Raw genomic sequence first — 21,553 nt, 5'->3', positions numbered from 1 at the left:
AACGACCGCGCCATTCCATCGGGGACCGAAGTGGTCCACGATGGAAGAAGCGAGCCGGCTGCGCAATTGGATACCCCGTAAAGGCCGAAAGATCAGTCATACCGCTCCAGGAACTCCGCGACCGTCTTCAGGCAAAGATCCTTCTCTTCGACATGCGGCATATGGCTGGAGCTTTCGAAGAGCACCCACTCGCAGCCCCTGACACGATCGACATAAGGCTTGACCACCAGAGGCGTAGCCTCGTCATATTTGCCCGAAATCAGCAAGGTCGGCGCCTCGATGAGGGGAAGTCTGTCTTCGATCGTCCAATCCTTCATCGTGCCGATGACGTGAAACTCGGTCGGGCCGTTCATGTTGCGGTAAACGGTATTGTCCTCATCCATCGTGGCGAAGGTACGGGCAACCTCCTCCGGCCAGGGCACGACGCGGCAGACATGGCGATCATAGAAGACGCGGGAGGCGGCGATATATTCCGGATCGGTGATCGTGCCGGCGCGTTCGTGCTTCAATAAGGTGTCCTGCACCTCCTGCGGCAGCTCCTCGCGAAGGCGGTTTGCTTCCGCGACCCAGGTATGCATGTTGGCCGGCGAATTGGCGATCACCAATGCCTTCAGCCCCTTCGGTCGGCGCACCGCATGTTCGGCACCCAGCATGCCGCCCCAGGACTGTCCGAGAAAGGCGTAGCGATCCTGAATGCCGAGATGCTTCAGCAGCGTGTCCAGCTCATCCAGGAAAAGCGCCGGCGTCCAGAAATCAGGGCCTTTTTCCGCCAGGCGCGTGGACTTGCCATTGCCGAGTTGATCATAGTGGATGACGGCGCGGCCATCGATTTCGGCAATGCCCTTGAAGCTGTCGACATAGTCATGAGTGCAGCCAGGCCCGCCATGGGCGACGACGAGCGGCAGCCTGCCGGAATCGAGCGAACCGGTGATGCGGTACCATGTCCGGTATTCGCGAAAGGGCAGAAAGGCTTCCTGCGTCGGGATTGCGGCCACGTGTCTCTCCATCTCCAGGCTACGATGGAGCAGACCATAACGCGACCGAAACGGCTGCGGCAGCTATCAGAAGTTATAGGATGGTTGCGCTTCCAGCAGCCGATAATGCGTGGCGCGGACGACCGCCTGCGTGCGGTTCTTGGCGCCGAGCTTCTTTGCCGCGGCATTCAAATGCATGACGACAGTCGGCACTGAGCGATCGATAATGCGGGAAATCTCCTTGGCGGAATAGCCTTCGGCGGAATAGCGCAGGCATTCCCTCTCGCGCTCCGTGAGCCGGATCTTGCCGACACTCAGCGCTGCGGTGTCGAAGAGCGAATAGGCCGTCTCGTGGAAGACATGCGCAAGCAGGTTGAAATCGGCGATATAACGCAGGGCGTCGCGCTCGAACTCCTTGTTGGCACCAAAGCGAATTCCCGTGACCGTCGCGTAATCGCCGCGCGGCATGTGCACCGGCACCGTGACACCCGTCGACATGTCGCGCTCGCTCAGGTAGCGCGCAACGGGAACCGTGTCCTCGCTCATGAAGCGCTTGATCAGCGTATCGGCGTCGGGATCATAATTCCAGAAGAAGGGGGCCGAGGTTCGTAGCGCCACCTGCTGGACGGGATCGATGCGGAAATAGCCGCGATCGAACCAGTATTCGTGCATATCGTCGGAGATATTCCGCAGTTTGAGGAGCGAAGGGATCATCACCCTGCCGTCAAGATCGTAGGGCACCGGCGTATAGTCGTAGATCAGCGCCTCGAAACCGATTGCCTTCATGGCCTCGAAGACCTGGTCGATGCGGCCGTCCAGCGTCTGATGCGCCGTGAACTGGCGCCTGATGGTTCCGATTTGATCGAACATGCAGCGGTTCCCGTCTGTGCCTGCGACCTCCCAACCTATCACTTCTTATAGCTGGTGCCGAGCGCGGTTTAAGGTAAAAATTTAGCCATGCTCAAATATTGAGCAAGCAGAATCTTTCGCCGGAGTTATCAATGTGGCGTGAAATTGAGCCGGAGGCGCGTCATGTCGTCGAGGTCGATGGCTACAAGGTGGTTGCCTACAGCTTTGGCAGCGGCCCTGAGACGGTCTTCTGCCTGAACGGCGGCCCCGGCCTGCCCTGCGACTATCTGCGCGAGGCGCATTCCTGCCTGATCGACAAGGGGTACAGGGTCGTCGCCTTCGACCAGCTCGGCACCGGCGCCTCCGACCGTCCCACAGACAAGAGCCTCTGGACCATTGGCCGTTATGTGGAGGAGACTGAAACCGTCCGCAAGGCGCTCGGCCTCGGCAAGGTTCATATGCTCGGTCATTCATGGGGTGGCTGGCTGGCGATCGACTATGCGCTGACCTATCCCGGGAACCTCAAGACGCTGATCCTCGAAGATACCGTCGCCGACATGCCGCATCTGATTTCCGAGCTGGAGCGGCTGCGCGCGGCGCTCGGCCCGGAAACGGTCGCGATGATGCAGAAGCACGAGGCGCAAGGCACCTATAACCACCCCGAATATCTTGCCGCCGTCACCATCCTCAACTATCGCCATGTCTGCCGCCTGCCGGAATGGCCGGCACCGGTCCGCCGCTCGCTCGACGATTGGAACATGGGTCCCTACGAGACGATGCAGGGACCGAACGAATTTCTCTATATCGGCAATCTCAAGGACTGGAACCGCATTCCAGACCTTCCGAAACTTGCCATGCCGGTGCTGATCACGGCGGGCGAACATGACGAGTTGACGCCGGCCTGTGCACTCAGGATGAAGCTTGCCTTGAAGGATGCCGAACTCAAGGTCTTCGCCAATGCCAGCCACATGCCCTTCTATGAGAACCCGTGGGATTACTATCCGGCGCTCCTCGATTTCCTGTCACGGCATAGGGCAAGCTGATGCAAGTTAAGGTGATCCAATCCCACCGACGACAAGGGGGCGATCGCCGCTATGCATCGCTATAGATTCGTACTGACGAGACCGCTGCAGTTCCTGCCTGTCCTCTTCGGCATCAGCGTCATTACCTTCGTTCTGGTCCGCCTCATTCCCGGCGATCCCGCGCGCAATATTCTTGGAACGCGCGCCACGCCGGCCGCCCTCGCCAGCGTCCGCGCGCAATACGGCCTCGATCAGCCGATGTGGCTGCAATATTTCTATTTCATCAAGAATCTCGGCAATGGCGAGATGGGCAAATCGATCCTCTACAAGATCGACGTGCTGCCGCTGATTTCGACCCGGATCGAGCCGACGATCGCACTGGTCGTCTCGAGCGTCATCCTGTCGATCCTGATTGCCGTGCCGATGTCGGCGATTGCCGCGCGCAATGTCGGGCGCGCACCGGATCATGTCGTGCGCGTCGTCTCGACCTTCGGCATCGGCTTTCCGCCCTTTTGGCTGGGCCTGATGATGATCATCCTCTTCAGCGTCCAGCTCGGCGTCCTGCCGGTCTCGGGCTACGGCTCGACGATCGGCGAGAAGATCGCTCATCTCATCCTGCCGGCTCTGACCGTTGCGCTATCGCTTTCGACGGTGCTGACCCGCAGCCTGCGGGCGGCGATGATCGAATCTCTTAAATCGGATGTAGCGACTGCGGCCCGCGCCCGCGGCATGCCGGAAGGTATCGTCTTCTGGCGGCATGTCGTGCCGAACTCGCTGGTGCCATCAATCAACCTGCTCGCCGTCAACATCGGCTGGCTGATCGGCGGCACGGTCGTCGTCGAAAGCGTCTTTGCCCTGCCCGGCATGGGACAGCTGCTGGTGCGCGCCATCTTCTCGCGCGACTACATGGTCGTCCAGGGTGTTGCGATGGTCTTTGCCTGCGCCACGGTGCTGGTCAACTTCCTCGCCGATATCGTCACAGTCGCCGTCGATCCGCGGGTGAAACTATGAGCATCGACACGACAGTTGTCGCCTCCCCCGGCTGGAACAGGCTCTTCGGAAAGCACCTGACGCTGACGCTTGGCGGCGGCATCCTTCTGTTCTTTCTCTTTCTGGCGATTTCAGCGCCAATGGTGGCGCCCTATGACCCGATCTTTCAGAATGCCGATATGCGCCTGCAGGCGCCGTCGTTCCTGCATCCGTTCGGCACGGACAATTTCGGGCGCGATATTCTTTCCCGCGTTATCTGGGGTACGCGCATCGATCTGCAGATCGCCGTCATCGGCGTGCTCTTCCCGTTTCTGATCGGCACGACGGTCGGCACCATTGCCGGCTTTTTCGGCGGCATTGTCGACGCGCTCTTCATGCGCATCGTCGATATCATCCTCGCCTTCCCCTTCCTGGTGCTGATGCTGTCGATCATCGCCATTCTGGGACCGGGGCTGAGCAGCTTCTATATTGCCATGGCCCTCGTCGGCTGGGTCTCGTATGCCCGCCTCATCCGCGCGCAGATGCTGGTGCTGAAGGGCAGCGACTATGCGGTTGCTGCCGTCAGCCTCGGCTTCAGCCGTCCCCGGATCATGTTCCGCCACCTGCTGCCGAATGCCATTGCCGGCTCCATCGTCTTTTCCATGTCGGATGCCGTGCTGGTGCTCCTAAGCGGTGCAGCCGTCAGCTATCTCGGCCTCGGCGTTCAGCCGCCGCTTGCCGAATGGGGCGTCATGGTGGCGGAAGGCCAGAGCTTCATCACCACGGCCTGGTGGATCACGCTGTTTCCCGGTCTTTCCATCGTCTGCCTCGCCTTCGGCTTCAGCATGCTGGGCGATGCACTCGGCGAGCTGCTGGGGGTGCATGAATGAGCGCCCCCCTGCTCTCCGTTCGAGACCTCGTGGTCAAGGCAAGACTCGATGGTGGCACCCGCAAGCTGATCGACAGCGTTTCGCTCGATCTCAGCAAGGGCGAGATTCTCGGTCTTGTCGGCGAGAGCGGCTCGGGCAAGAGCCTCTTGTGCCGCTCGCTCGTGCGGCTGCTGCCATCGTCGCTTCTGAACATCGAAAGCGGCTCCATCCGGCTCGAAGGGCGCGAACTTACAGAAATCAGCGATGCGGAGATGCTTGAGGTGCGCGGCGGCGAGATCGGCATGATCTTTCAGAATCCGACGAGCCATCTCGACCCCGTTATGCGCATCGGCGACCAGATCGCCGAAGGTATCCGCTACCATCAGGGGCTCAAGACGCGCGAGGCGCGCGCAGCCGCAACCGAGATCCTTGAGCAGGTCGGCTTTCCCGATCCCATCAGGCAGTATGACAGCTATCCGCACGAGTTTTCCGGCGGAATGCGGCAGCGTGCGATGATCGGCGTCGCGCTCTCCTGCAACCCGAAGATCCTGATCGCCGACGAGCCGACGACGGCCCTCGACGTCACCATCCAGGCGCAGATCCTGCGGCTGCTGATCGACATTCGCGACAAGCGCGGGCTCTCGATCATCCTCATCACCCACGATCTCGGCATCGTCGCCCAGACCTGCGACAGGATCGCCGTCATGCGCAGCGGCCGGCTGCTTGAACAGGGTCTCAAAAGGACGATCCTCAGCCGGCCTGAAAATCCCTATACGATCGATTTGATCAACAGCCACCCTTCCCTGCCCGACGAAGCTGCAATGACGCAGTCGGAACCCGCAAGGCCGGAGAGGTCAACCAAGCCGCTTCTCGAAATCGATGACTTGCGTGTCGACTTCAGGGTCGGTGGCGGTTTCTTAAAGGGCAGCGGCGCAAAGACGCTCAGCGCCGTTTCCGGCGTCAGCCTGCAGATCATGCCGGGCGAAACCATCGGGATCGTGGGAGAATCCGGCAGCGGCAAGAGCACGCTTGCCCGTGCAATTCTCGGCCTTACCCCGATTTCCTCCGGCCATGTCACTTTCGACGGTATCGATCTGACCCAGCAGAAGAGCGCCGGCCTCGCAAGGCTCCGGCGAGAAACCGCCATGGTCTTCCAGGATCCGTTCAACGCACTCAACCCGCGCCTGACGATCGGCCAGACGCTTGCCGAGGTGCTGAAAGTCCAGGGCAAGGTCGCAAAGGCTGAGATCCCCGCACGCATCGGCGAATTGCTCGATCTCGTCGGGCTGGAGCGCGAATTCGCCGATCGCAAGCCGCGCAGCATGAGCGGCGGCCAATGCCAGCGCGCCGGCATTGCAAGGGCGCTTGCGGTCGACCCGAAGCTTATCATCGCCGACGAATGTGTGGCCGCCCTCGATGTCACCATCCAGGCGCAGATCATCGATCTCTTCCGTGAACTGACGCGTCGGATGAACCTGACCTTGATCTTCATCGCCCACGACCTCGCCATCGTGCGCAATCTCTGTGAGCGGACCGTCGTGATGTATCGCGGCGAGATCGTCGAGGAAGGCCGCTCGCAGGAGATCTTCTCCCACCCGAAACATGCCTATACCGCAGCGCTCATTGCAGCCATTCCCGATATCGATCCGGACAGGCCCCTGCATGGCGAACGCGACGCGGCACCGGCCGGGCAGACACAATCAGCCAAACGCATGCGATAACAACGAAGGGACGAATTCATGATCAACAAGTGGAAAACAATCGGGCTTGCCGCAATTCTCGCCGGTTTGACGTTGAGCGCGAGCTACGCCGAAGCCGCCGGCGTGCTGACCATCGGGCGCCGCGAGGATTCGACAACGTTCGATCCGATCAAGACGGCGCAGAATATCGACAACTGGGTGTTCTCAAACGTTTACGACGTGCTGGTGCGCGTCGACAAGACGGGCACGAAGCTGGAACCGGGTCTCGCGGAAAGCTGGACCGCCTCGGAGGACGGCTTGACTTATGTCTTCAAGATCCGCGATGCGAAATTTTCCGATGGCTCGCCGCTGACGGCTGATGATGCAGCCTTCAGCCTGCTGCGCATCCGCGATGATCCGGCGTCGCTCTGGAGCGATTCCTACAAGGTCATCGATACCGCCGTCGCGACTGATCCACACACGCTGACGATCAAGCTCAAGCACGCATCGGCACCCTTCCTGTCGACGTTGGCGCTTCCGAATGCCTCGGTCATCTCGAAGGCCGGCATGCAATCCTTAGGCGCTGATGCCTATGCCGAAAAGCCGATCGCCTCGGGCGCCTTTTCCGTCGAGGAATGGCGCCGCGGCGATCGCATCATCCTGAAGAAGAATCCGAATTTCTGGCAGGCCGACCGCGTCAAGCTCGACGGCGTCGAATGGATCTCGGTACCGGACGACAACACCCGGATGCTGAACGTGCAGGCCGGCCAGCTCGATACCGCCATTTTCGTGCCGTTCTCGCGCGTCGAAGAGCTGAAAAAGGACCCGAACCTCAACGTGCTGATCGATCCGTCCACGCGTGAGGATCACCTCTTGATCAACCACGCCCATGGCGATCTCGGCAAGAAGGAAGTCCGCCAGGCCCTCGACATGGCGATCGACAAGAAGGCGATCGTCGACGCCGTTACCTTCCATCAGGGCACGGTCGCCAATTCCTACATTCCGAAGGGCGCCTTGTATTACTATGCGGATAATCCGCAACGCCCCTACGATCCGGAGAAGGCCAAGCAAATGCTTTCGGCAGCAGGCGTTTCCAACCTGACGCTGACCTACCTCATTCGCGCCGGCGATGAAGTGGATGAACAGACGGCCGTCCTGGTGCAGCAGCAGCTTGCCAAGGCCGGCATCACAGCCAAATTGCAGAAGGTGGATCCCAGCCAGGAATGGGACATGACGGTTGCCGGAGATTACGACATCTCAGTCAACTACTGGACCAACGATATCCTCGATCCGGACCAGAAGACGACCTTCGTGCTCGGTCACGATTCCAACAACAACTATTCAACCAACTACAAGAATGAGGCCGTGAAGGAGCTGGTTGCCAAGGCCCGCCTGGAGCTCGATCCCAAGAAGCGCGAAGAGATGTATGTCGATCTGCAGAAGATGGCGAAGGACGACGTCAACTGGATCGATCTCTACTACAGCCCCTACATCAACGTCGCGCGCAAGAACGTCGATAATTTCCATCAAAACCCGCTCGGCCGCTTCTTCCTGGAAGATACGGTCAAGAATTGACATGCCCCCAGCTCCGCTGTCCACAGGGGCGGCGGAGCATTGCTTTGTAAGATGCCCCTTTCGCAAACCCACGAAGCGGTTATTCTGTCATCTTGACGCAAGGCAAGGATCATTGGCGAATGCACGTGCCGCAAGGTGAATTTCGGGAACGCATGACGATACTGGGCGATCTTAACGCAGCCTCGTTCGTCCCCTGGATCCAGCGTCACGCCAACAAGCTCGGGCTTTCGCAGAGGTTTTTCCATTCCGATGCGGACCGGATCGAACTTGAGGTCACCGGGCCTGCGGAACTGATCGACATGCTGGAAATGGGCTGCTCACTCGGTCCGATCGACGTCTGGGTAGACGAGATTCAGCGCAGGGTCATGAATGACCCGCAGCCATCGCATCTTAGAAATTCCTGATCTATTGCCTTTTATTTAATCATTGTTGCCAATGCGAATTATTTATGCAAAACCTTTAAGCGCTACGGGGATGCAGGCATCGGCGCCTGCCGATGACCAGCGGCGCTAAGTCATTGGTGAAATTAAGAGAGTTAAGGCTATGCCATTTGATGGGATCGGATCCTGGGCGCCAGTCGCCCTTTCCTCTGATCTGCCGCCAGGGACCGTCATACCGGCCTGGACATCGGTTGGCCCGATTGCCCTATGGCGCAGTCAGTCGGGCCGCGCAACTGCATCTTCCGATCGCTGTCCGCATCGCGGAATGAGATTGTCGCATGGCTTCGTCCGCGGCGAAGCGCTGTCCTGCATCTATCACGGTTGGAGCTATTCGGTGTCAGGCGGATGTATTCGCATTCCCGCCCATCCGGATCTGGTTCCCCCGGAAACCATCCGCGTCGCGGTCCAGCAAATTGAAGAAGCGGGTGGTATCTTATGGGCAGCCGTCGGACAGCCGGCAACGCAGCCTCCACAGCTCGACGAACTTGCCCCTTTACGCTCTCTGAGCGTGGACGCGGATGTCGCGGCAATCGAGGCCACGGCAGGGGCGAAGATCGATGCGAGGGGGCTGATCCGCCTGCCGGAATTTCCCTGGATCGGGTTGCTTCTGGCACCACAGGAGAAGCATACGCTCCTACTTCTCATGATCGACAGGGATCGCAGCCCGGCAGACCGCATTGCGGCATCCCGGACTGTCGAATCCATCCGCCGTGCGGCGGAAGAGCGCCATAGGGAGATCGCGGAATGAAAGGCGGCGCCATGATCGATGAATGGTATCCTGTCGGCCTCTTCAGCCAGCTCAGCGAGAAGGGAAGCAAGACCTGGCTAATGGGCGAGGCGATCGAGGTCGCGCGCGATCAGGATGGGAATGCTCGTGTGGCGACGGGCAATGGACGGACCCTCCCCGTCCGCGTGCGGTATGGCCATGTCTGGTCCTCCCTCGGGAACCCGGAGAAGGAGCTTTTCGCCATTCCGGAGGCCGATCAGCCGGGCCGGCGCTTCGTCGATGTCGGCGTGGTCCGCGTGCGCTGCTCGCCGCTTCGCGCCGTAGAGAACTTTCTCGACATCGCGCATTTTCCCTTTGTCCACACCGACATCCTCGGTGCGGAACCGCATACGGAAGTCGAAAACTATAAGGTCGAGATCCGCGAGGGTGTCGATGAAGTCTGGGCAACGCAAGTAAAATTCTACCAGCCGCAGGCTGCAAAATCCGCGACCGGCGGCATTACGACCGAATATATGTACCGCGTGCCAGCCCCGACCTGTTCCGTCCTCTACAAGACATGCCCTCCGCGCCCCAGCGAATGGGACGTCATAACCTTGTTCGTCCAGCCTCTTGCCGAAGATCTCTGCGACGTGTGGCCGTGGATGGCGCTCTTCGATGACGAAACGCCGATGACGGACCTCATCCACTTTCAGCAGACGATCTTCCTGCAGGATCGCTCGATCCTTGAGAACCAGATACCCGTGCTTCTTCCGCTCGATCCCGGCATGGAAATTCCGACAAGGGCCGACCTTACCTCGGTCGCCTACCGGCGATGGCTCAAGCGCCACAACTATACCTACGGCGCACAGTTGGTCGCACAATGAAGCTCTACGATTATGTTCTATCGCCGAGTTGCTACAAGGTCCGGCTGATGGCCGCGATCCTCGGCATCAAGCTGGACATCCGGCCGGTCGATTTCCATCCCGGCGCGGAGCATCGCGGGCCGGAGCTTCTGGCGCTCAATCCGGCAGGCTCCATCCCGATCCTCGAAGATGGCGATCTCGTGCTCACCGAATCCTCCGCCATACTTGCCTATCTCGCTGCCAATTCTGCGCCGGAATGGCTGGGCCGGGATTCGCCGCAGGAGAGGGCGCGCGTACAGCAATGGCTCTCCTTTTCGCATCGCCTGACGGCCAATCTTGGTGGTGCGCGGCTCCACGAAATGCTCCTGCGACCGGGAAATATCAAGGTTCTACAGGCTCAGGGGATTGCGGCATTGCGCGAGCTCGAAGTTGGCCTCTTCGAACAGGGCGAACGCGGCATGCAATTTCTCGCAGGAAGCCGAGTGACCATCGCCGATATCGCCTGCTTCCCTTACGTCGCGCTGGCGCCTGACGGCGGCATCTCGCTTGACCCCTACCCATTGATCCGGCTCTGGATGCGTGCAATCCGCAGCCTGCCCGGTTTCATCGAAATGCCCGGCATTCACCGCCTGCACGAGCTGAAACCCGATCCGCATCCGGCAGGGGAGACGTGATGGAATGACCGGCTATCTCCTGAAGAATTGCGCGGCTGTGATCGTCGATGAGGGCAAGGGACCGAGCGTGCGCCGGAACGTCGACCTGCTCACCAACGGCCCGGCGCTCCAGGCGATTGGAGAAAACCTGTCGCTAAGCGTGCTGCCCGAGGGCACTGTGGTGCGAGACGCATCCGGCTGGTTCGTCTATCCGGGGCTGGTCAACACCCATCACCACTTCTTTCAGTGCTTCGTGCGCAACCGGGCGGATCTCGACTGGACGAAACTTTCTGTCATCGAATGGCTCGACCGGATCTATCCGATCTTCTCGCGACTGACGGAGGATTGCTTCTATCATTCCTCGGTCACCGCCATGGCCGAGATGATCAAGCACGGCTGCACCACCGCCTTCGACCATCAATATTGCTTCCCCCGCCATGCGGGAAAGCGCCTGATCGACCGTCAGTTCGAGGCGGCCGACCTTCTTGGCATGCGCTTTCACGCAGGCCGTGGCGGCAACACCCTACCGAAATCCGAGGGGTCGACGATCCCGGACGCCATGCTCGAAACCACCGACGAATTCATCGCCGATTGCGCGCGGCTGATCGACAGCTATCACGATGCCGGCCCCTTCAGCATGCGCCAGGTGGTGGTCGCGCCTTGCCAGCCGGTCAATTGCTATCGCGAAACCTTCGTCGAATCGGTCGCGCTGGCGCGCGATCGCGGCGTGCAGCTGCACACACATGTCGGTGAAGGTGAAAGCCCCGTCATTGAGGCGCGGCACGGTATGCGCACGGTCGACTATTGCGCCGAATTGGGTTTTGCCGGCCCCGATACGTTCTATGCCCATTGCTGGGAACTGACGCATGACGAGTTGCGCAAGATGGCGGCGAGCGGCACGGGCGTCTCCCATTGCCCAGAGCCGGTCTACCTCGTCGGCGCCGAGGTGACCGATATCCCGGCGATGCAGGCCTTCGGGTTGCGTATCGGCCTTGGTTGTGATGGAGCGGCATCGAACGACAACTCGAACCTCATGCATTGCATCCATTCCGCCTACATGCTGCAGTGCCTGACGGCCTCGACGCGTGCGCATGCCGTCCCTGCCCCGCTCGACTTTCTGCAATATGCGACAAGCGGCGGCGCGAGCCTGCTGGGACGCACGGATATCGGGCGTCTCGCGCCGGGCATGGCGGCCGACCTCTTCGCAATCGATACACGGCGGATGGACTATGTCGGGACACGGCATGACCCGCTGAGCCTGATTGCCAAGGTCGGGATCGGCATGCCGACCGATCTGACCATGATCAACGGACGTATCGTCTGGCAGAACGGCGAATTCACCGGACTGGATGAGGCCGCGCTGTTTGCCGCAGCCGAGGCGGCACTTGCAACAGTAGAATTCTGAAAAACCAAAAAGGGGAACTGGGATGCAGAAAAATCTGACCCGCAGAACATTGATGAAGAGCGCGGCTGTCGCAGGCCTCGCAACGGCCTTTACCGGACGCTCCGCCTTCGCCGCAAACGAACCGCTCGGCATCACGCTCGTCGTGCCCTCGCCGATCGGCGATGTCGGCTGGGGCCATGCGTTGGCCGCGGGCCTTGATCCGATCAAGGCCGCCTATGGCGACAAGGTCAAGGTGACGGTGATCGAAAACATCGCCGAAGGTCCGGATGCGGACCGCATCATGAACAAGACGGTCACTGACGGAAACCACTTCCTGATCGCCGGATCGTTCGGCTATCAGAACGGCGCGCTTCAGGTTGCCCGCCGCAATCCGAAGGTCAGCGTCCTGCATGCCTCCGGCTTCCAGGTCGCGCCGAATTTCTCCCCCTTCGCCGCCAAGTATTTTCAAGGAACTTACCTGCTTGGCATGGCAGCAGCCGCCGTCTCCAAGACGGGCAAGCTCGGTTCGGTCTCCGCCTTCGCGATTCCCGAACTGATCACGTCGGTAAACGCCTTCACGCTCGGCGCACAGGCGGTGAAGCCAGACATCGAAGTATCGGTCGTCTGGGTCAACTCCTGGTTCGATCCGGCCAAGGAACAGGAAGCGGCCAAGGCCTTGATCTCGCAAGGCTGCGACGTGATCTTCTCAAACGCGCAGGATACGCCCTCGGTCATATCGGCCTGCGAAGAAGCCGGTGTCTACGCCTTCAACCTGAACTCCTCGATGAAGAAATATGCGCCGAAAACCTATCTCGGCTGCGTATCCACGGACTGGTCGCCGTTCTTCAAGGCATCGGTCGATGCCCATCTCGCCGGTACGTTCAAAGGTGCCAACGCGTTTCTCGGCGTCGCGGAGAAGGTCGTCCAGGTCGTCGATTGGAGCACGGCAATCCCCACCGATACCATGGCGAAGATCAAGGAAACCGAAGGCAAGATCGCAAGCGGCAGCTTTTCGCCGTTTACCGGCCCGATCACCAAGGCCGACGGCAGCGAGGGAGCTGCTTCGGGCGCGACATTGACGGATGCCCAGATCGTCGCGATGGACTGGCATGTCAAAGGTGTGAAGACGCCTTTGCCGAAGTAATCACGTCATGACCATTCCGCTGCTGTCGCTGCGCGGCATCTCCAAAAGCTACGGCCAGGTCCATGCTAACAAGCATATCGACCTGGACGTGGCCAAGGGCTCGATCCATGCCATCCTCGGAGAAAACGGCGCCGGCAAATCGACCCTGATGAAGCTGATTTACGGCGTCGAACAACCGGACGAAGGGACCATCGCCTGGCATGGGCAGCCTCTCAGCCTTGCTTCTCCTGCGGAGGCGAGGCGTGCCGGCATCGGGATGGTCTTTCAGCACTTCTCATTGTTCGAGAACCTGACGGTCGTCGAGAACATTCGCTTGATCGTGGCGGGCCGCAAGGCCGAACTTGCGCAGCGCATCCGCACATTGGGGGATGAATTCGGCCTCGAAGTCGATCCGCTCGCCCATGTGCACGAACTGTCTGTCGGCGAGCGGCAGCGGGTGGAAATCATCCGATGCCTGATGACCGATCCGAAGCTGCTGATCCTCGACGAGCCGACATCGGTGCTGCCGCCGCAGGCCGTAGGTAAGCTGTTCGAGACGCTGCGCCGGCTACGCGACGGCGGCGTCTCGATCCTCTTCATCTCGCACAAACTGGAGGAGATCCAGTCCCTGTGTGACCGCGCCACCATCCTGCGCGCCGGACATGTGACCGGGCATGTGGATCCGCGCGAGCATGACGCCCATGATCTTGCCCGCATGATGATCGGCCGCGACATGCCGGAAGCAATCCCTGCATTGCCTATGGCCGAAGGCGAAAAGCGCCTGGAACTCATTGGCCTCGATTACCGACCCGACGATCCTTTTGGCATGCCGCTCTCCGCCATCAGCCTGACGGTGCGCAGCGGCGAGATTCTGGGCATTGCCGGCATTTCCGGCAATGGACAAAAGGAACTGGCAGCCCTGATTTCGGGGGAAACGACCCTGCCGCGGGACAAGTGCGACCAGATCTTCATGATGGGGCAAGACGTGGGTAGCCTCGATGCGGCGAGCCGTCGAAAACTCGGTTTTGCTTTTGTCCCGGAAGACCGGCTGGGCCATGGTGCCGTCCCCGAAATGTCACTGACGCTCAATGGTCTGCTAACGGCTCATCCCTTGAGGCTCGTGAGACATGGCCTCCTCGACAGCGGCAAGGCGACAGCCTTCGCAACCGAATGTATCCGGAACTACGACGTGCGCACGCCCGGCCCGGATGCGGAAGCAGGCTCGCTTTCCGGTGGAAACCTGCAGAAGTTCATTGTCGGGCGCGAAATCATGCTGGCGCCGAAACTGCTGTTTCTCGCGCAACCAACCTGGGGCGTCGATGTGGGCGCGGCCTCCGCCATTCGCAAGCGGCTGATTGAGCTGCGCAATCAGGGCATGGCCATTCTCGTCATATCGGAAGAACTCGAGGAGCTGTTCGAACTCAGCGATTTTATCCAGGTCCTTTATCACGGTAGGTTGAGCCCGCCGCTCGTCACGCGCGACACCCACCCGGAAGAGATCGGTCGATACATGATCGGCGTACAGCCCCAACGCGAGAAAGCGCCCACATGAGCAGTTCCTTCTCCGCCGTCCTGCCCACCCTGGTCCGACGGGAACGAGCCTCACTGACCGCGAAATTGCTCGCACCGCCGATTGCCCTCGTCGTGACAATCGCCCTCAATCTTGGCCTCTACATTGCGATGGGCCGCGACCCGGCAGCGGTGATCTACGCCATGCTGATCGAGCCGTTCGTCTCGTGGGCATCATTCTCGGAGGTATTGCTGAAGACCGGTCCGCTGCTTCTGATCGCACAGGGTCTGGCGATCGGCTTTCGGACGAAGGTCTTCAACATCGGTGCCGAGGGTCAGTTCATTCTCGGGGCAATCTTCGCGTCCTCCATACCCATCTGGATGCCGCAGGCAACGGGCCAATGGATGTGGCCGGCGATGCTGCTGCTCGGCACGCTCGGCGGCGCTCTATGGGCGTCTCTCACCGCCTTCTGGCGTGTCAGGCTCAATGCCAATGAAATCCTTGTCTCGCTGATGCTGAGCTTCGTCGCCGCGCAATTGCTCAACTATCTTCTTCTCGGTCCATGGAAAGATCCGAACGGCTTCAACTTCCCGCAGTCGGTCATGTTTCAGTATGACGCCATGGTGCCAATCCTGTTCGAGGGAACGCGGGTCAATGTTTCGTTCGTGTTTGCCCTTGCTCTGTCGATTGCCGCATGGATCTTCATGCAGAAGAGCTTCGCCGGCTATAAATTGCAGGTCGGCGGACTGGCGCCCCGGGCGGCAAGCTATGCCGGCTTCAAGGAGAGCTGGGCAATCTGGCTCTCGCTGATCATTGGCGGAGCAGCGGCCGGTCTTGCCGGTGCTGCCGAAGTTGCCGGCCCGCTTGGCCAGCTGCAGCGTTCGATCTCGACCGGATATGGCTACGCCGCAATCATCGTCGCTTACCTCGGCGGTCTCAATCCGATCGGCATCGTCATTTCCTCGATCGTCATGGCAGCGCTCTATATCGGCGGCGACAATGCCATGGTTTCCGCCAATCTGCCGATTGCTGCGGTCCGCGTATTCCAGGGCAGCCTGCTCCTCATCTATCTGATCGCCATGGCGTTCGTGCGCTATCGTATCGTATGGCGCCCCACATCCGCACGGAGCGCATCATGAGTGCTGTCGAGTTCATTCTTGCGGGCATGCTGGCAGCTGCGACACCGTTTCTGCTGGCGGCCTTGGGCGAGCTTGTTGCAGAACGTGCCGGGGTCCTCAATCTCGGTGTCGAAGGGCTGATGGCGCTTGGTGCCGCCATCGCCTTCATTGTCGTTTATCACGGCGGCGGCCATTTTCTCGCCTTCCTCGCCGCAGGCCTAGGAAGCGCTCTCCTTTCGATGATCTTTGCCGGGATCATCCTGGGTTTCAACGCGAACCAGGTTGCGGCCGGCCTTGCTCTCGGGATTTTCGGCCAGGGCCTCTCGGCGCTGTTCGGCAAGAGCTATGAGAGCTTGACCGTCACCACGCTGCCGAAGATCGCGATCCCCGGGCTGTCGGACATCCCGGTTATCGGCAGTCTCTTCAACCAGGATATCGTCGTCTGGATCTCGCTTGTCGTGACGATCGCCATATGGGCGCTGTTTGCCTACAGCAAGATCGGCCTGGTGCTGCGCGCGGTCGGTGAAAACCCGAAGGCCGCGCATGCGATCGGCTATCCCATTGTTACGATCCGTTTCGCCGCGGTTGCCTTCGGCGGCATGATGGCAGGCTTCGCCGGTGCTTACGCCTCCACGATCTATACGCCGCTCTGGGCGGACGGCATGATCGCCGGACGGGGCTGGATTGCCATTGCTCTCGTTGTATTCGGAACCTGGTTGACGGCGAGGATCTTCCTGGGCGCCTGCTTGTTTGGTGCGTTATCGCTTATGGGACTTGCCGCGCAGGCGACCGGATTTGCCGTCCCCTCCCAACTTCTGGCGTGCCTACCTTACCTCGTGACGATTATCGTCCTCGGCATCATCTCGGCCGACCGCCGCCTGCTCAAGCTTAACGGTGTCGCCTCCCTCGGCGAGCCATTTGAGCGTTAAAGCAAATCCAGAAAAAATGCGCATCCGGCTTTCGGGCCGGATGCGCATAGAACCAAAGAGCGTTCACGCAATTCGAAGAAATGCGTGAACGCTCCGACTATCTTTGCGCAATCAGGTGGTACGTTCCGCCGCGCGCGGGCGCCACTTGATCAGACGAGCCTCTACGAAATCCAGGACGAGATCGATCAGCAGGACGAACACCGCCAGGATGAAAATCCCCGCAAAGACGCCGACGGCATCAAAGTTCCCTTCAGCCTGCGCGATGAGGTAACCCAGACCGGCCGATGCACCCAGATATTCACCGATGATGGCGCCAACAACCGCAAAACCGACGGATGTCCGAAGCGATGAAAGGATCCAGCTCGCCGCAGCCGGGAAATAGACATGGCGCAGCAGTTCGGACTTCTTCGCCCCGAGAATGCGGGCATTCGACAGCACCACGGGGTTGACTTCACGCACGCCCTGCATCGCATTGAAAAAGGTTACAAAGAACACGAGCGTGACGGCGAGAGCCACCTTGGACCACAGGCCCAGGCCGAGCCACAGGACAAAGATCGGGGCGAGGACTACACGCGGAATTGCGTTCAGGCCTTTGATGAACGGATCGAGGATTCGAGCAGCGGAACGTGACAGTCCGAGCCATACGCCTGCAGCAACGCCAAGAGCCGTGCCGATGACGTAGCCGAGCACCGTTTCCGTCAGGGTGATGGTCACATGCTTGAAGAAGCCTGGATCGGTGACCCAGGTGAACACCTGCTTCAGAATATCGACCGGCGAGGGAAAGAAGAAGACGTCGATCACGCCCAGGTTCACGCCGATCTCCCAACCGCCGACAATGACCAGCAGCAATGCCAATTGGGTGAGTCTCTCAGTCATGGCGTTCATAGCTTTTCTCCACTTCACCGCGCAGGGAAGCCCAGATATTGCGATAGAGTTCGGTAAAGCGGGGATCGAGCTTGATCTCCGCGACATCGCGAGGCCGCTCCAGATCGACAGGGAAACTGTCGATGACACGCGACCGAGGCCCGGCGGCCAGAACTACCACCCGATCTCCCAGCGCAATCGCTTCCTCAAGATCATGGGTAATCAGAACCACGGCCCGCTGCTCTTCCTGCCACAGGCGAAGCAGCTCATTCTGCATCAAATGCCGGGTGTGAATGTCGAGCGCGGAGAAAGGTTCGTCCATGAGGATAACCTTCGGCCCGGTTATTAGCGCCTGCGCCATTTGCACGCGCTTGCGCTGGCCGCCGGAAAGCTGATGGGGATAGCGGTCCTCGAAGCCTTTAAGCCCGACCTTCGCCAGCCATTTGAGGGCTCGCTCCCGGCGCTCGGCTGCGCCGACGCCTTGGAACATCGGGCCCAGTTCCACATTTTCGATCGCGGTTTTCCACGGAAGCAGGGCATCCTGCTGAAACAGATAGCCGATATTATTCTGGATGCCGGAGACCACGCTGCCATCGATGGAGACCGAGCCCTTTGCCAGCTTCAAAAGACCTGCGATCGCATTCAGGATCGTACTTTTGCCACAGCCCGTCGGCCCCACGATAGCGACGAATTCGCCATCGGCCACCGTCAGATTCACATCCTGGACCGCGACGAAGGAGCCAAAGGCCATGGTGACATTTTCGATTGCCACCATCGCTTTGGGTGACGCCGCCGCATGCGGTGTCTGTGCTGCCGGCTTTAAGGCTGTCACGGACATCTTAACCTCCCTCAGTTCGATGCCGTCGCCGGCACCTTAGCTACAAATTCGTTGGTATAGGTCTTGGAAAGGTCGATCTTGGCAGCTTTGACCTTGTCGTTGAACGACGTCAGGACATCGAGAGGCGTCTTGATATCTTTTTCGTCCAGCAGCCCATCCGTGGAAAAGATCTGCCGCGCGTTTTCAACTGCCTTGATATACGTCTCCTTGTCGCCCGAAATGAATTCCGGCGGAAGCTTTTCGACGATCTCCGCGGCTGTGTGCGTCTTCATCCATTGAAGCGCCTTTACCGTTGCATTGGTGACCTTCTGAATGGTCTCCGGATTTTTGGAAATGTAGTCCTGCGTGGCGTAAAGTACCGATGTCGGATAGATGCCACCATAGATTTCCTTGGCGCCATCGTCATTACGGGCATCGATCAGGATCTTTCCGACACCCTTCTCCACCACAAACGTTGCCGCAGGATCGTAATTTACGAGCAGATCGATCTTGCCCTGCTGAAGCGCGGCCACTGCCGCGGCGCCCGATCCGACGCCGATGATCGAAACGTCGTTCGCGGAAAGCTTGTGCCGCTGAAGATAGTAGCGAATGAAGAAGTCCGAGGACGATCCCGGAGCGGTGATCCCGATCTTGGCGCCCTTGATCGTCTCCGGATTCTTCGGATCGAATTTCGCGTCTTTGCCACCGGCCAGCACGAGCCCGGAATTGCGCCCCAGCTCTACGAAGGCGACAACATGCTTGTTCTGCGACTGCATCTGAATCGTATGGTCGTAAAAGCCGACAGCGACATCCGTCGAGCCGGCAACCAGCGCCTGCAGGGTCTTCGATCCGCCCGACGCAAAGTTTTCGACGGTGACCTCCAGGCCCTCTTTCTCATAAAGACCCAAACCCTGCGCGACCGGGAAAGGCAGGTTGTTGAGGTTGTAGGAACCAACGCTAATGCGGACAGGTTCCGCGAAAGCCGTTCCGGATAGCGCGACCGCCGCAGCGAGTGCGAGAATAAGCTTTTTCATTCGATCTCCTCCATTTTGGCACCCTCCCGGCACCATAGGTTGATTGATTATGCTGCACAAACCAGCGTTTTGGCGGGCTTTGCAAAGACATGGCCTTCGAACAGCCTGCGTGCCGTGCGAAGAATTCCGGCGACGAGCTTTCCATCTCTCAACTGCAGCTTCACGTCCAGATGGCCGCTCGGATGTTCAATGGAAAGCACGACGGGCGGTGTTTGAACGCCAATAAGGCGGGATGCCACAGTGTTTTCGCTCACACAGGCCGTTGCAATCCCGACAGCGCCTGTTGTCGCCAGTGACGGATGGCATTCATTCGGCATGAAATACCGTACGCTCAATGCGCCGCCTTGTCTGGCGGGAGAGATGAGGACCGGTTTCGGAGTGACTTGACTGCGAACGTCGCCCATTCCCATTTTCTCGCCGGCAAGGATACGAAGATCTTCCAGCCGCTCGATCAGCGAATGATTGCCGTTCAGTTCAGCAGCGCTCTCGTATCCGCTCACGCCAAGCGAGGCGGCCTCGATCAGAAGCATCGGCATCGCGCAATCGATACAAGTCACATCGATGCCGTCGATCGTCTCTATCGATTTGCCGCTCGGGAAGAGCTGGCCCGTTCGGGCACCTGCCGCATCCTTGAACGTGAGCGCGATCGGAGCGGCCTGGCCGGGTACACCATCGATTTTGGCATCGCCGAGATAGGCTACCGCACCGTTCGGCGTCGGAACCTCCGCTTCGATCATCTTGCCGGTATTGACGTTGAAGATCTTGACGAGAGTGGTGTCTCCGGCGACCGGCACAAGCCCCGCTTCTATCGCGAACGGCCCGACAGCCGCCAGCATGTTCCCGCAATTGGGTGAGGTATCGACGATCTGCCTGTCGACGCGAACCTGCGCGAACAGATAGTCCACGTCGGCGCCAGGCACCGTTCCCGGGCCGCAAATGGCAACTTTGCTGGTGACCGGATTTCCCCCTCCGATACCATCGATCTGAAGCGGGTGCCCAGAACCCATCACCGACAAAAGCACTTGATCCCGCTCGGCAGGGTCCTGCGGCAGATCCGACGCCAGAAAGAACGGGCCTTTCGAGGTGCCGCCCCGCATCAGTACGCACGGTATCGAGAGCAAATCATTCATGCGTTTTTCTCACCGGATAATGTGATTATCGTATCAATCCACCTTGTTATTGCTATTATGGAATTAATGATTGATATGTAAAATGCTAAAATCGAGGACATTGATACGGAATGAACATCAATTGCGAAATCCTTGACCTGAGAGCCTTCCTCGCCGTGGTCGAACTGCAGGGCTTTCATCGCGCTGCCGATCAGCTGAACATGTCGCAACCTGCGCTCAGCCGGCGCATTCAAAAGCTGGAGCAGGCGATCGGTGCGCCGCTGCTGGAAAGGACGACGCGCCACGTCGCGGCCACAGCCCTTGGAACCGAGCTCGTGCCCCTGGTGCAGCGTATGCTCGAAGAGTTCGACGGCTCGCTGTTTTCGATGCGAGAACTGGGAGCCAATCGCGGGGGGCTGGTAACAATTGCATGCCTGCCCACAGCAGCCTTTTATTTCCTGCCTTCCGTCATTCGCCAGTTCAATCAGGAATACCCGAATATTCGGCTTCGGATTCTCGATCTGACTGCCACCGACGCCTTGCAGGCCGTCGCGCGCGGCGAAGTCGAATTCGGAATCAACATCATGGGAAGCTCCGACAGCGATCTGGTCTTCGAGAGGCTGGCCGAGGATCCGTTTGTCCTGGCAGCCAAGCGCGACCATCCGCTAGCGGAAAAGAAAGAGGTCCGATGGCAGGATCTTGAACCCTACCCGCTGATCACGGTTCATCGCTCCAGCGCGAACAGGACATTGCTTGACGCTGCTCTGGCCAGATCGAACATCAAGCTCAACTGGTTTTACGAAGTGACCCATCTTTCCACATCGCTCGGTCTTGTTGAGGCAGGGCTCGGGATTTCAGTGCTGCCGAAAATGGCGACCCCGCAGGGGGAGCATCCCTTCCTGATCACACGCCCAATCCGAAACCCCGAAATCTCGCGCACCATCGGGATCGTCAGGCGCCGCGGCGGCACCTTGTCGCCTGCCGCGGAGCATTTCATGCGCATGCTGATCGGGGCGTGGAGACAAACCTAGATACCGCAATTTGCCGATGCGGCTTGCATGGCTGT

At 59.7% G+C, this 21,553-nt stretch carries 21 protein-coding genes; 15 read left to right on the top strand and 6 right to left on the bottom strand.

Going from position 1 to position 21,553, the window contains the following annotated elements; translation table 11 throughout:
• Window positions 1–92: 92 nt before the first annotated feature.
• Both RTCIAT899_RS23570 and RTCIAT899_RS23565 read right to left on the bottom strand, forming a co-directional pair.
• Window positions 93–1,007, bottom strand: coding sequence for a proline iminopeptidase-family hydrolase (locus tag RTCIAT899_RS23570; protein ID WP_041678127.1), 915 nt, complete (start codon window positions 1,005–1,007; stop codon window positions 93–95).
• 54 nt (window positions 1,008–1,061) lie between these two features.
• A complete protein-coding gene (locus RTCIAT899_RS23565) occupies window positions 1,062–1,844 on the bottom strand; it encodes a LuxR family transcriptional regulator (RefSeq protein ID WP_015342308.1) in 783 nt (260 codons plus the stop codon).
• A 131-nt stretch (window positions 1,845–1,975) separates the two neighbouring features.
• On the opposite strand from RTCIAT899_RS23565, the gene RTCIAT899_RS23560 reads away from it, so the two are divergent.
• The 14 genes from RTCIAT899_RS23560 (at window position 1,976) to RTCIAT899_RS23495 (ending at window position 16,663) form a co-directional block, all read left to right on the top strand.
• Entirely contained in the window at window positions 1,976–2,866 is an 891-nt protein-coding gene (locus tag RTCIAT899_RS23560; RefSeq protein ID WP_015342307.1) for a proline iminopeptidase-family hydrolase, read from the top strand.
• Between the two features lie 51 nt (window positions 2,867–2,917).
• Window positions 2,918–3,856: an ABC transporter permease gene (locus tag RTCIAT899_RS23555; RefSeq protein ID WP_015342306.1), complete on the top strand. Its 939-nt coding sequence runs from the start codon at window positions 2,918–2,920 to the stop codon at window positions 3,854–3,856.
• Window positions 3,853–4,704, top strand: coding sequence for an ABC transporter permease (locus RTCIAT899_RS23550; protein WP_015342305.1), 852 nt, complete (start codon window positions 3,853–3,855; stop codon window positions 4,702–4,704). Before RTCIAT899_RS23555 ends, RTCIAT899_RS23550 begins: the two co-directional genes overlap by 4 nt.
• Window positions 4,701–6,404, top strand: coding sequence for a dipeptide ABC transporter ATP-binding protein (locus RTCIAT899_RS23545; protein WP_015342304.1), 1,704 nt, complete (start codon window positions 4,701–4,703; stop codon window positions 6,402–6,404). The genes RTCIAT899_RS23550 and RTCIAT899_RS23545 overlap by 4 nt, the downstream gene beginning before the upstream one ends.
• A gap of 18 nt (window positions 6,405–6,422) precedes the next feature.
• Entirely contained in the window at window positions 6,423–7,937 is a 1,515-nt protein-coding gene (locus RTCIAT899_RS23540; protein WP_015342303.1) for an ABC transporter substrate-binding protein, read from the top strand.
• A gap of 119 nt (window positions 7,938–8,056) precedes the next feature.
• Entirely contained in the window at window positions 8,057–8,341 is a 285-nt protein-coding gene (locus tag RTCIAT899_RS23535) for a hypothetical protein (protein ID WP_015342302.1), read from the top strand.
• A gap of 139 nt (window positions 8,342–8,480) precedes the next feature.
• On the top strand, window positions 8,481–9,125 hold the full coding sequence (locus tag RTCIAT899_RS23530; RefSeq protein ID WP_015342301.1) for a Rieske 2Fe-2S domain-containing protein: 645 nt from the start codon (window positions 8,481–8,483) through the stop codon (window positions 9,123–9,125).
• Window positions 9,122–9,967, top strand: a complete 846-nt coding sequence (locus tag RTCIAT899_RS23525) for an aromatic ring-hydroxylating oxygenase subunit alpha (RefSeq protein ID WP_015342300.1) — start codon at window positions 9,122–9,124, stop codon at window positions 9,965–9,967. Before RTCIAT899_RS23530 ends, RTCIAT899_RS23525 begins: the two co-directional genes overlap by 4 nt.
• Complete coding sequence (locus RTCIAT899_RS23520) at window positions 9,964–10,620, top strand: glutathione S-transferase family protein (protein WP_015342299.1); 657 nt, start codon at window positions 9,964–9,966, stop codon at window positions 10,618–10,620. The genes RTCIAT899_RS23525 and RTCIAT899_RS23520 overlap by 4 nt, the downstream gene beginning before the upstream one ends.
• A gap of 4 nt (window positions 10,621–10,624) precedes the next feature.
• On the top strand, window positions 10,625–12,004 hold the full coding sequence (locus tag RTCIAT899_RS23515) for an amidohydrolase (protein WP_015342298.1): 1,380 nt from the start codon (window positions 10,625–10,627) through the stop codon (window positions 12,002–12,004).
• 22 nt (window positions 12,005–12,026) lie between these two features.
• Entirely contained in the window at window positions 12,027–13,127 is a 1,101-nt protein-coding gene (locus RTCIAT899_RS23510) for a BMP family ABC transporter substrate-binding protein (protein WP_015342297.1), read from the top strand.
• Between the two features lie 7 nt (window positions 13,128–13,134).
• Window positions 13,135–14,658 carry an ABC transporter ATP-binding protein gene (locus tag RTCIAT899_RS23505; protein WP_015342296.1) on the top strand — a complete coding sequence of 508 codons (1,524 nt, stop codon included), beginning with the start codon at window positions 13,135–13,137 and terminating at the stop codon, window positions 14,656–14,658.
• Entirely contained in the window at window positions 14,655–15,755 is a 1,101-nt protein-coding gene (locus RTCIAT899_RS23500) for an ABC transporter permease (RefSeq protein WP_015342295.1), read from the top strand. Before RTCIAT899_RS23505 ends, RTCIAT899_RS23500 begins: the two co-directional genes overlap by 4 nt.
• Complete coding sequence (locus RTCIAT899_RS23495; RefSeq protein WP_015342294.1) at window positions 15,752–16,663, top strand: ABC transporter permease; 912 nt, start codon at window positions 15,752–15,754, stop codon at window positions 16,661–16,663. Before RTCIAT899_RS23500 ends, RTCIAT899_RS23495 begins: the two co-directional genes overlap by 4 nt.
• A 111-nt stretch (window positions 16,664–16,774) precedes the next feature.
• Here RTCIAT899_RS23495 and RTCIAT899_RS23490 read toward each other — a convergent pair whose 3' ends face one another.
• From RTCIAT899_RS23490 to RTCIAT899_RS23475, 4 genes are read right to left on the bottom strand one after another with little or no spacing between them, the layout of a single operon-like run.
• The gene (locus tag RTCIAT899_RS23490; RefSeq protein ID WP_041678126.1) at window positions 16,775–17,548 is read right to left on the bottom strand and encodes an ABC transporter permease; all 774 of its coding nucleotides are present in this window, start codon (window positions 17,546–17,548) and stop codon (window positions 16,775–16,777) included.
• Window positions 17,532–18,365: an ABC transporter ATP-binding protein gene (locus RTCIAT899_RS23485; protein ID WP_015342292.1), complete on the bottom strand. Its 834-nt coding sequence runs from the start codon at window positions 18,363–18,365 to the stop codon at window positions 17,532–17,534. The genes RTCIAT899_RS23490 and RTCIAT899_RS23485 overlap by 17 nt, the downstream gene beginning before the upstream one ends.
• Before the next feature lie 11 nt (window positions 18,366–18,376).
• Window positions 18,377–19,378 carry an ABC transporter substrate-binding protein gene (locus tag RTCIAT899_RS23480; RefSeq protein ID WP_015342291.1) on the bottom strand — a complete coding sequence of 334 codons (1,002 nt, stop codon included), beginning with the start codon at window positions 19,376–19,378 and terminating at the stop codon, window positions 18,377–18,379.
• A 47-nt stretch (window positions 19,379–19,425) separates the two neighbouring features.
• Window positions 19,426–20,508 carry a 4-oxalomesaconate tautomerase gene (locus tag RTCIAT899_RS23475; RefSeq protein WP_015342290.1) on the bottom strand — a complete coding sequence of 361 codons (1,083 nt, stop codon included), beginning with the start codon at window positions 20,506–20,508 and terminating at the stop codon, window positions 19,426–19,428.
• Between the two features lie 110 nt (window positions 20,509–20,618).
• Here RTCIAT899_RS23475 and RTCIAT899_RS23470 point away from each other — a divergent pair, with 110 nt between their 5' ends.
• The gene (locus RTCIAT899_RS23470) at window positions 20,619–21,518 is read left to right on the top strand and encodes a LysR family transcriptional regulator (RefSeq protein ID WP_015342289.1); all 900 of its coding nucleotides are present in this window, start codon (window positions 20,619–20,621) and stop codon (window positions 21,516–21,518) included.
• The last annotated feature ends 35 nt before the right edge of the window (window positions 21,519–21,553 follow it).

The sequence above is a fragment of the Rhizobium tropici CIAT 899 genome (assembly GCF_000330885.1).
GTDB classification, from domain to species: domain Bacteria; phylum Pseudomonadota; class Alphaproteobacteria; order Rhizobiales; family Rhizobiaceae; genus Rhizobium; species Rhizobium tropici.
The sequence above is the reverse complement of the archived record's forward strand: the minus strand, read 5'-3'. Positions and strand labels throughout refer to the sequence as shown.

Excerpts from the sequence above, each read along its gene's own strand:
- RTCIAT899_RS23570 (WP_041678127.1), bottom strand. The coding sequence starts at position 1,007 with ATGGAGAGACACGTGGCCGCAATCCCGACGCAGGAAGCCTTTCTGCCC.
- RTCIAT899_RS23565 (WP_015342308.1), bottom strand. The coding sequence starts at position 1,844 with ATGTTCGATCAAATCGGAACCATCAGGCGCCAGTTCACGGCGCATCAG.
- RTCIAT899_RS23560 (WP_015342307.1), top strand. The coding sequence starts at position 1,976 with ATGTGGCGTGAAATTGAGCCGGAGGCGCGTCATGTCGTCGAGGTCGAT.
- RTCIAT899_RS23555 (WP_015342306.1), top strand. The coding sequence starts at position 2,918 with ATGCATCGCTATAGATTCGTACTGACGAGACCGCTGCAGTTCCTGCCT.
- RTCIAT899_RS23550 (WP_015342305.1), top strand. The coding sequence starts at position 3,853 with ATGAGCATCGACACGACAGTTGTCGCCTCCCCCGGCTGGAACAGGCTC.
- RTCIAT899_RS23545 (WP_015342304.1), top strand. The coding sequence starts at position 4,701 with ATGAGCGCCCCCCTGCTCTCCGTTCGAGACCTCGTGGTCAAGGCAAGA.
- RTCIAT899_RS23540 (WP_015342303.1), top strand. The coding sequence starts at position 6,423 with ATGATCAACAAGTGGAAAACAATCGGGCTTGCCGCAATTCTCGCCGGT.
- RTCIAT899_RS23535 (WP_015342302.1), top strand. The coding sequence starts at position 8,057 with ATGCACGTGCCGCAAGGTGAATTTCGGGAACGCATGACGATACTGGGC.
- RTCIAT899_RS23530 (WP_015342301.1), top strand. The coding sequence starts at position 8,481 with ATGCCATTTGATGGGATCGGATCCTGGGCGCCAGTCGCCCTTTCCTCT.
- RTCIAT899_RS23525 (WP_015342300.1), top strand. The coding sequence starts at position 9,122 with ATGAAAGGCGGCGCCATGATCGATGAATGGTATCCTGTCGGCCTCTTC.
- RTCIAT899_RS23520 (WP_015342299.1), top strand. The coding sequence starts at position 9,964 with ATGAAGCTCTACGATTATGTTCTATCGCCGAGTTGCTACAAGGTCCGG.
- RTCIAT899_RS23515 (WP_015342298.1), top strand. The coding sequence starts at position 10,625 with ATGACCGGCTATCTCCTGAAGAATTGCGCGGCTGTGATCGTCGATGAG.
- RTCIAT899_RS23510 (WP_015342297.1), top strand. The coding sequence starts at position 12,027 with ATGCAGAAAAATCTGACCCGCAGAACATTGATGAAGAGCGCGGCTGTC.
- RTCIAT899_RS23505 (WP_015342296.1), top strand. The coding sequence starts at position 13,135 with ATGACCATTCCGCTGCTGTCGCTGCGCGGCATCTCCAAAAGCTACGGC.
- RTCIAT899_RS23500 (WP_015342295.1), top strand. The coding sequence starts at position 14,655 with ATGAGCAGTTCCTTCTCCGCCGTCCTGCCCACCCTGGTCCGACGGGAA.
- RTCIAT899_RS23495 (WP_015342294.1), top strand. The coding sequence starts at position 15,752 with ATGAGTGCTGTCGAGTTCATTCTTGCGGGCATGCTGGCAGCTGCGACA.
- RTCIAT899_RS23490 (WP_041678126.1), bottom strand. The coding sequence starts at position 17,548 with ATGAACGCCATGACTGAGAGACTCACCCAATTGGCATTGCTGCTGGTC.
- RTCIAT899_RS23485 (WP_015342292.1), bottom strand. The coding sequence starts at position 18,365 with ATGTCCGTGACAGCCTTAAAGCCGGCAGCACAGACACCGCATGCGGCG.
- RTCIAT899_RS23480 (WP_015342291.1), bottom strand. The coding sequence starts at position 19,378 with ATGAAAAAGCTTATTCTCGCACTCGCTGCGGCGGTCGCGCTATCCGGA.
- RTCIAT899_RS23475 (WP_015342290.1), bottom strand. The coding sequence starts at position 20,508 with ATGAATGATTTGCTCTCGATACCGTGCGTACTGATGCGGGGCGGCACC.
- RTCIAT899_RS23470 (WP_015342289.1), top strand. The coding sequence starts at position 20,619 with ATGAACATCAATTGCGAAATCCTTGACCTGAGAGCCTTCCTCGCCGTG.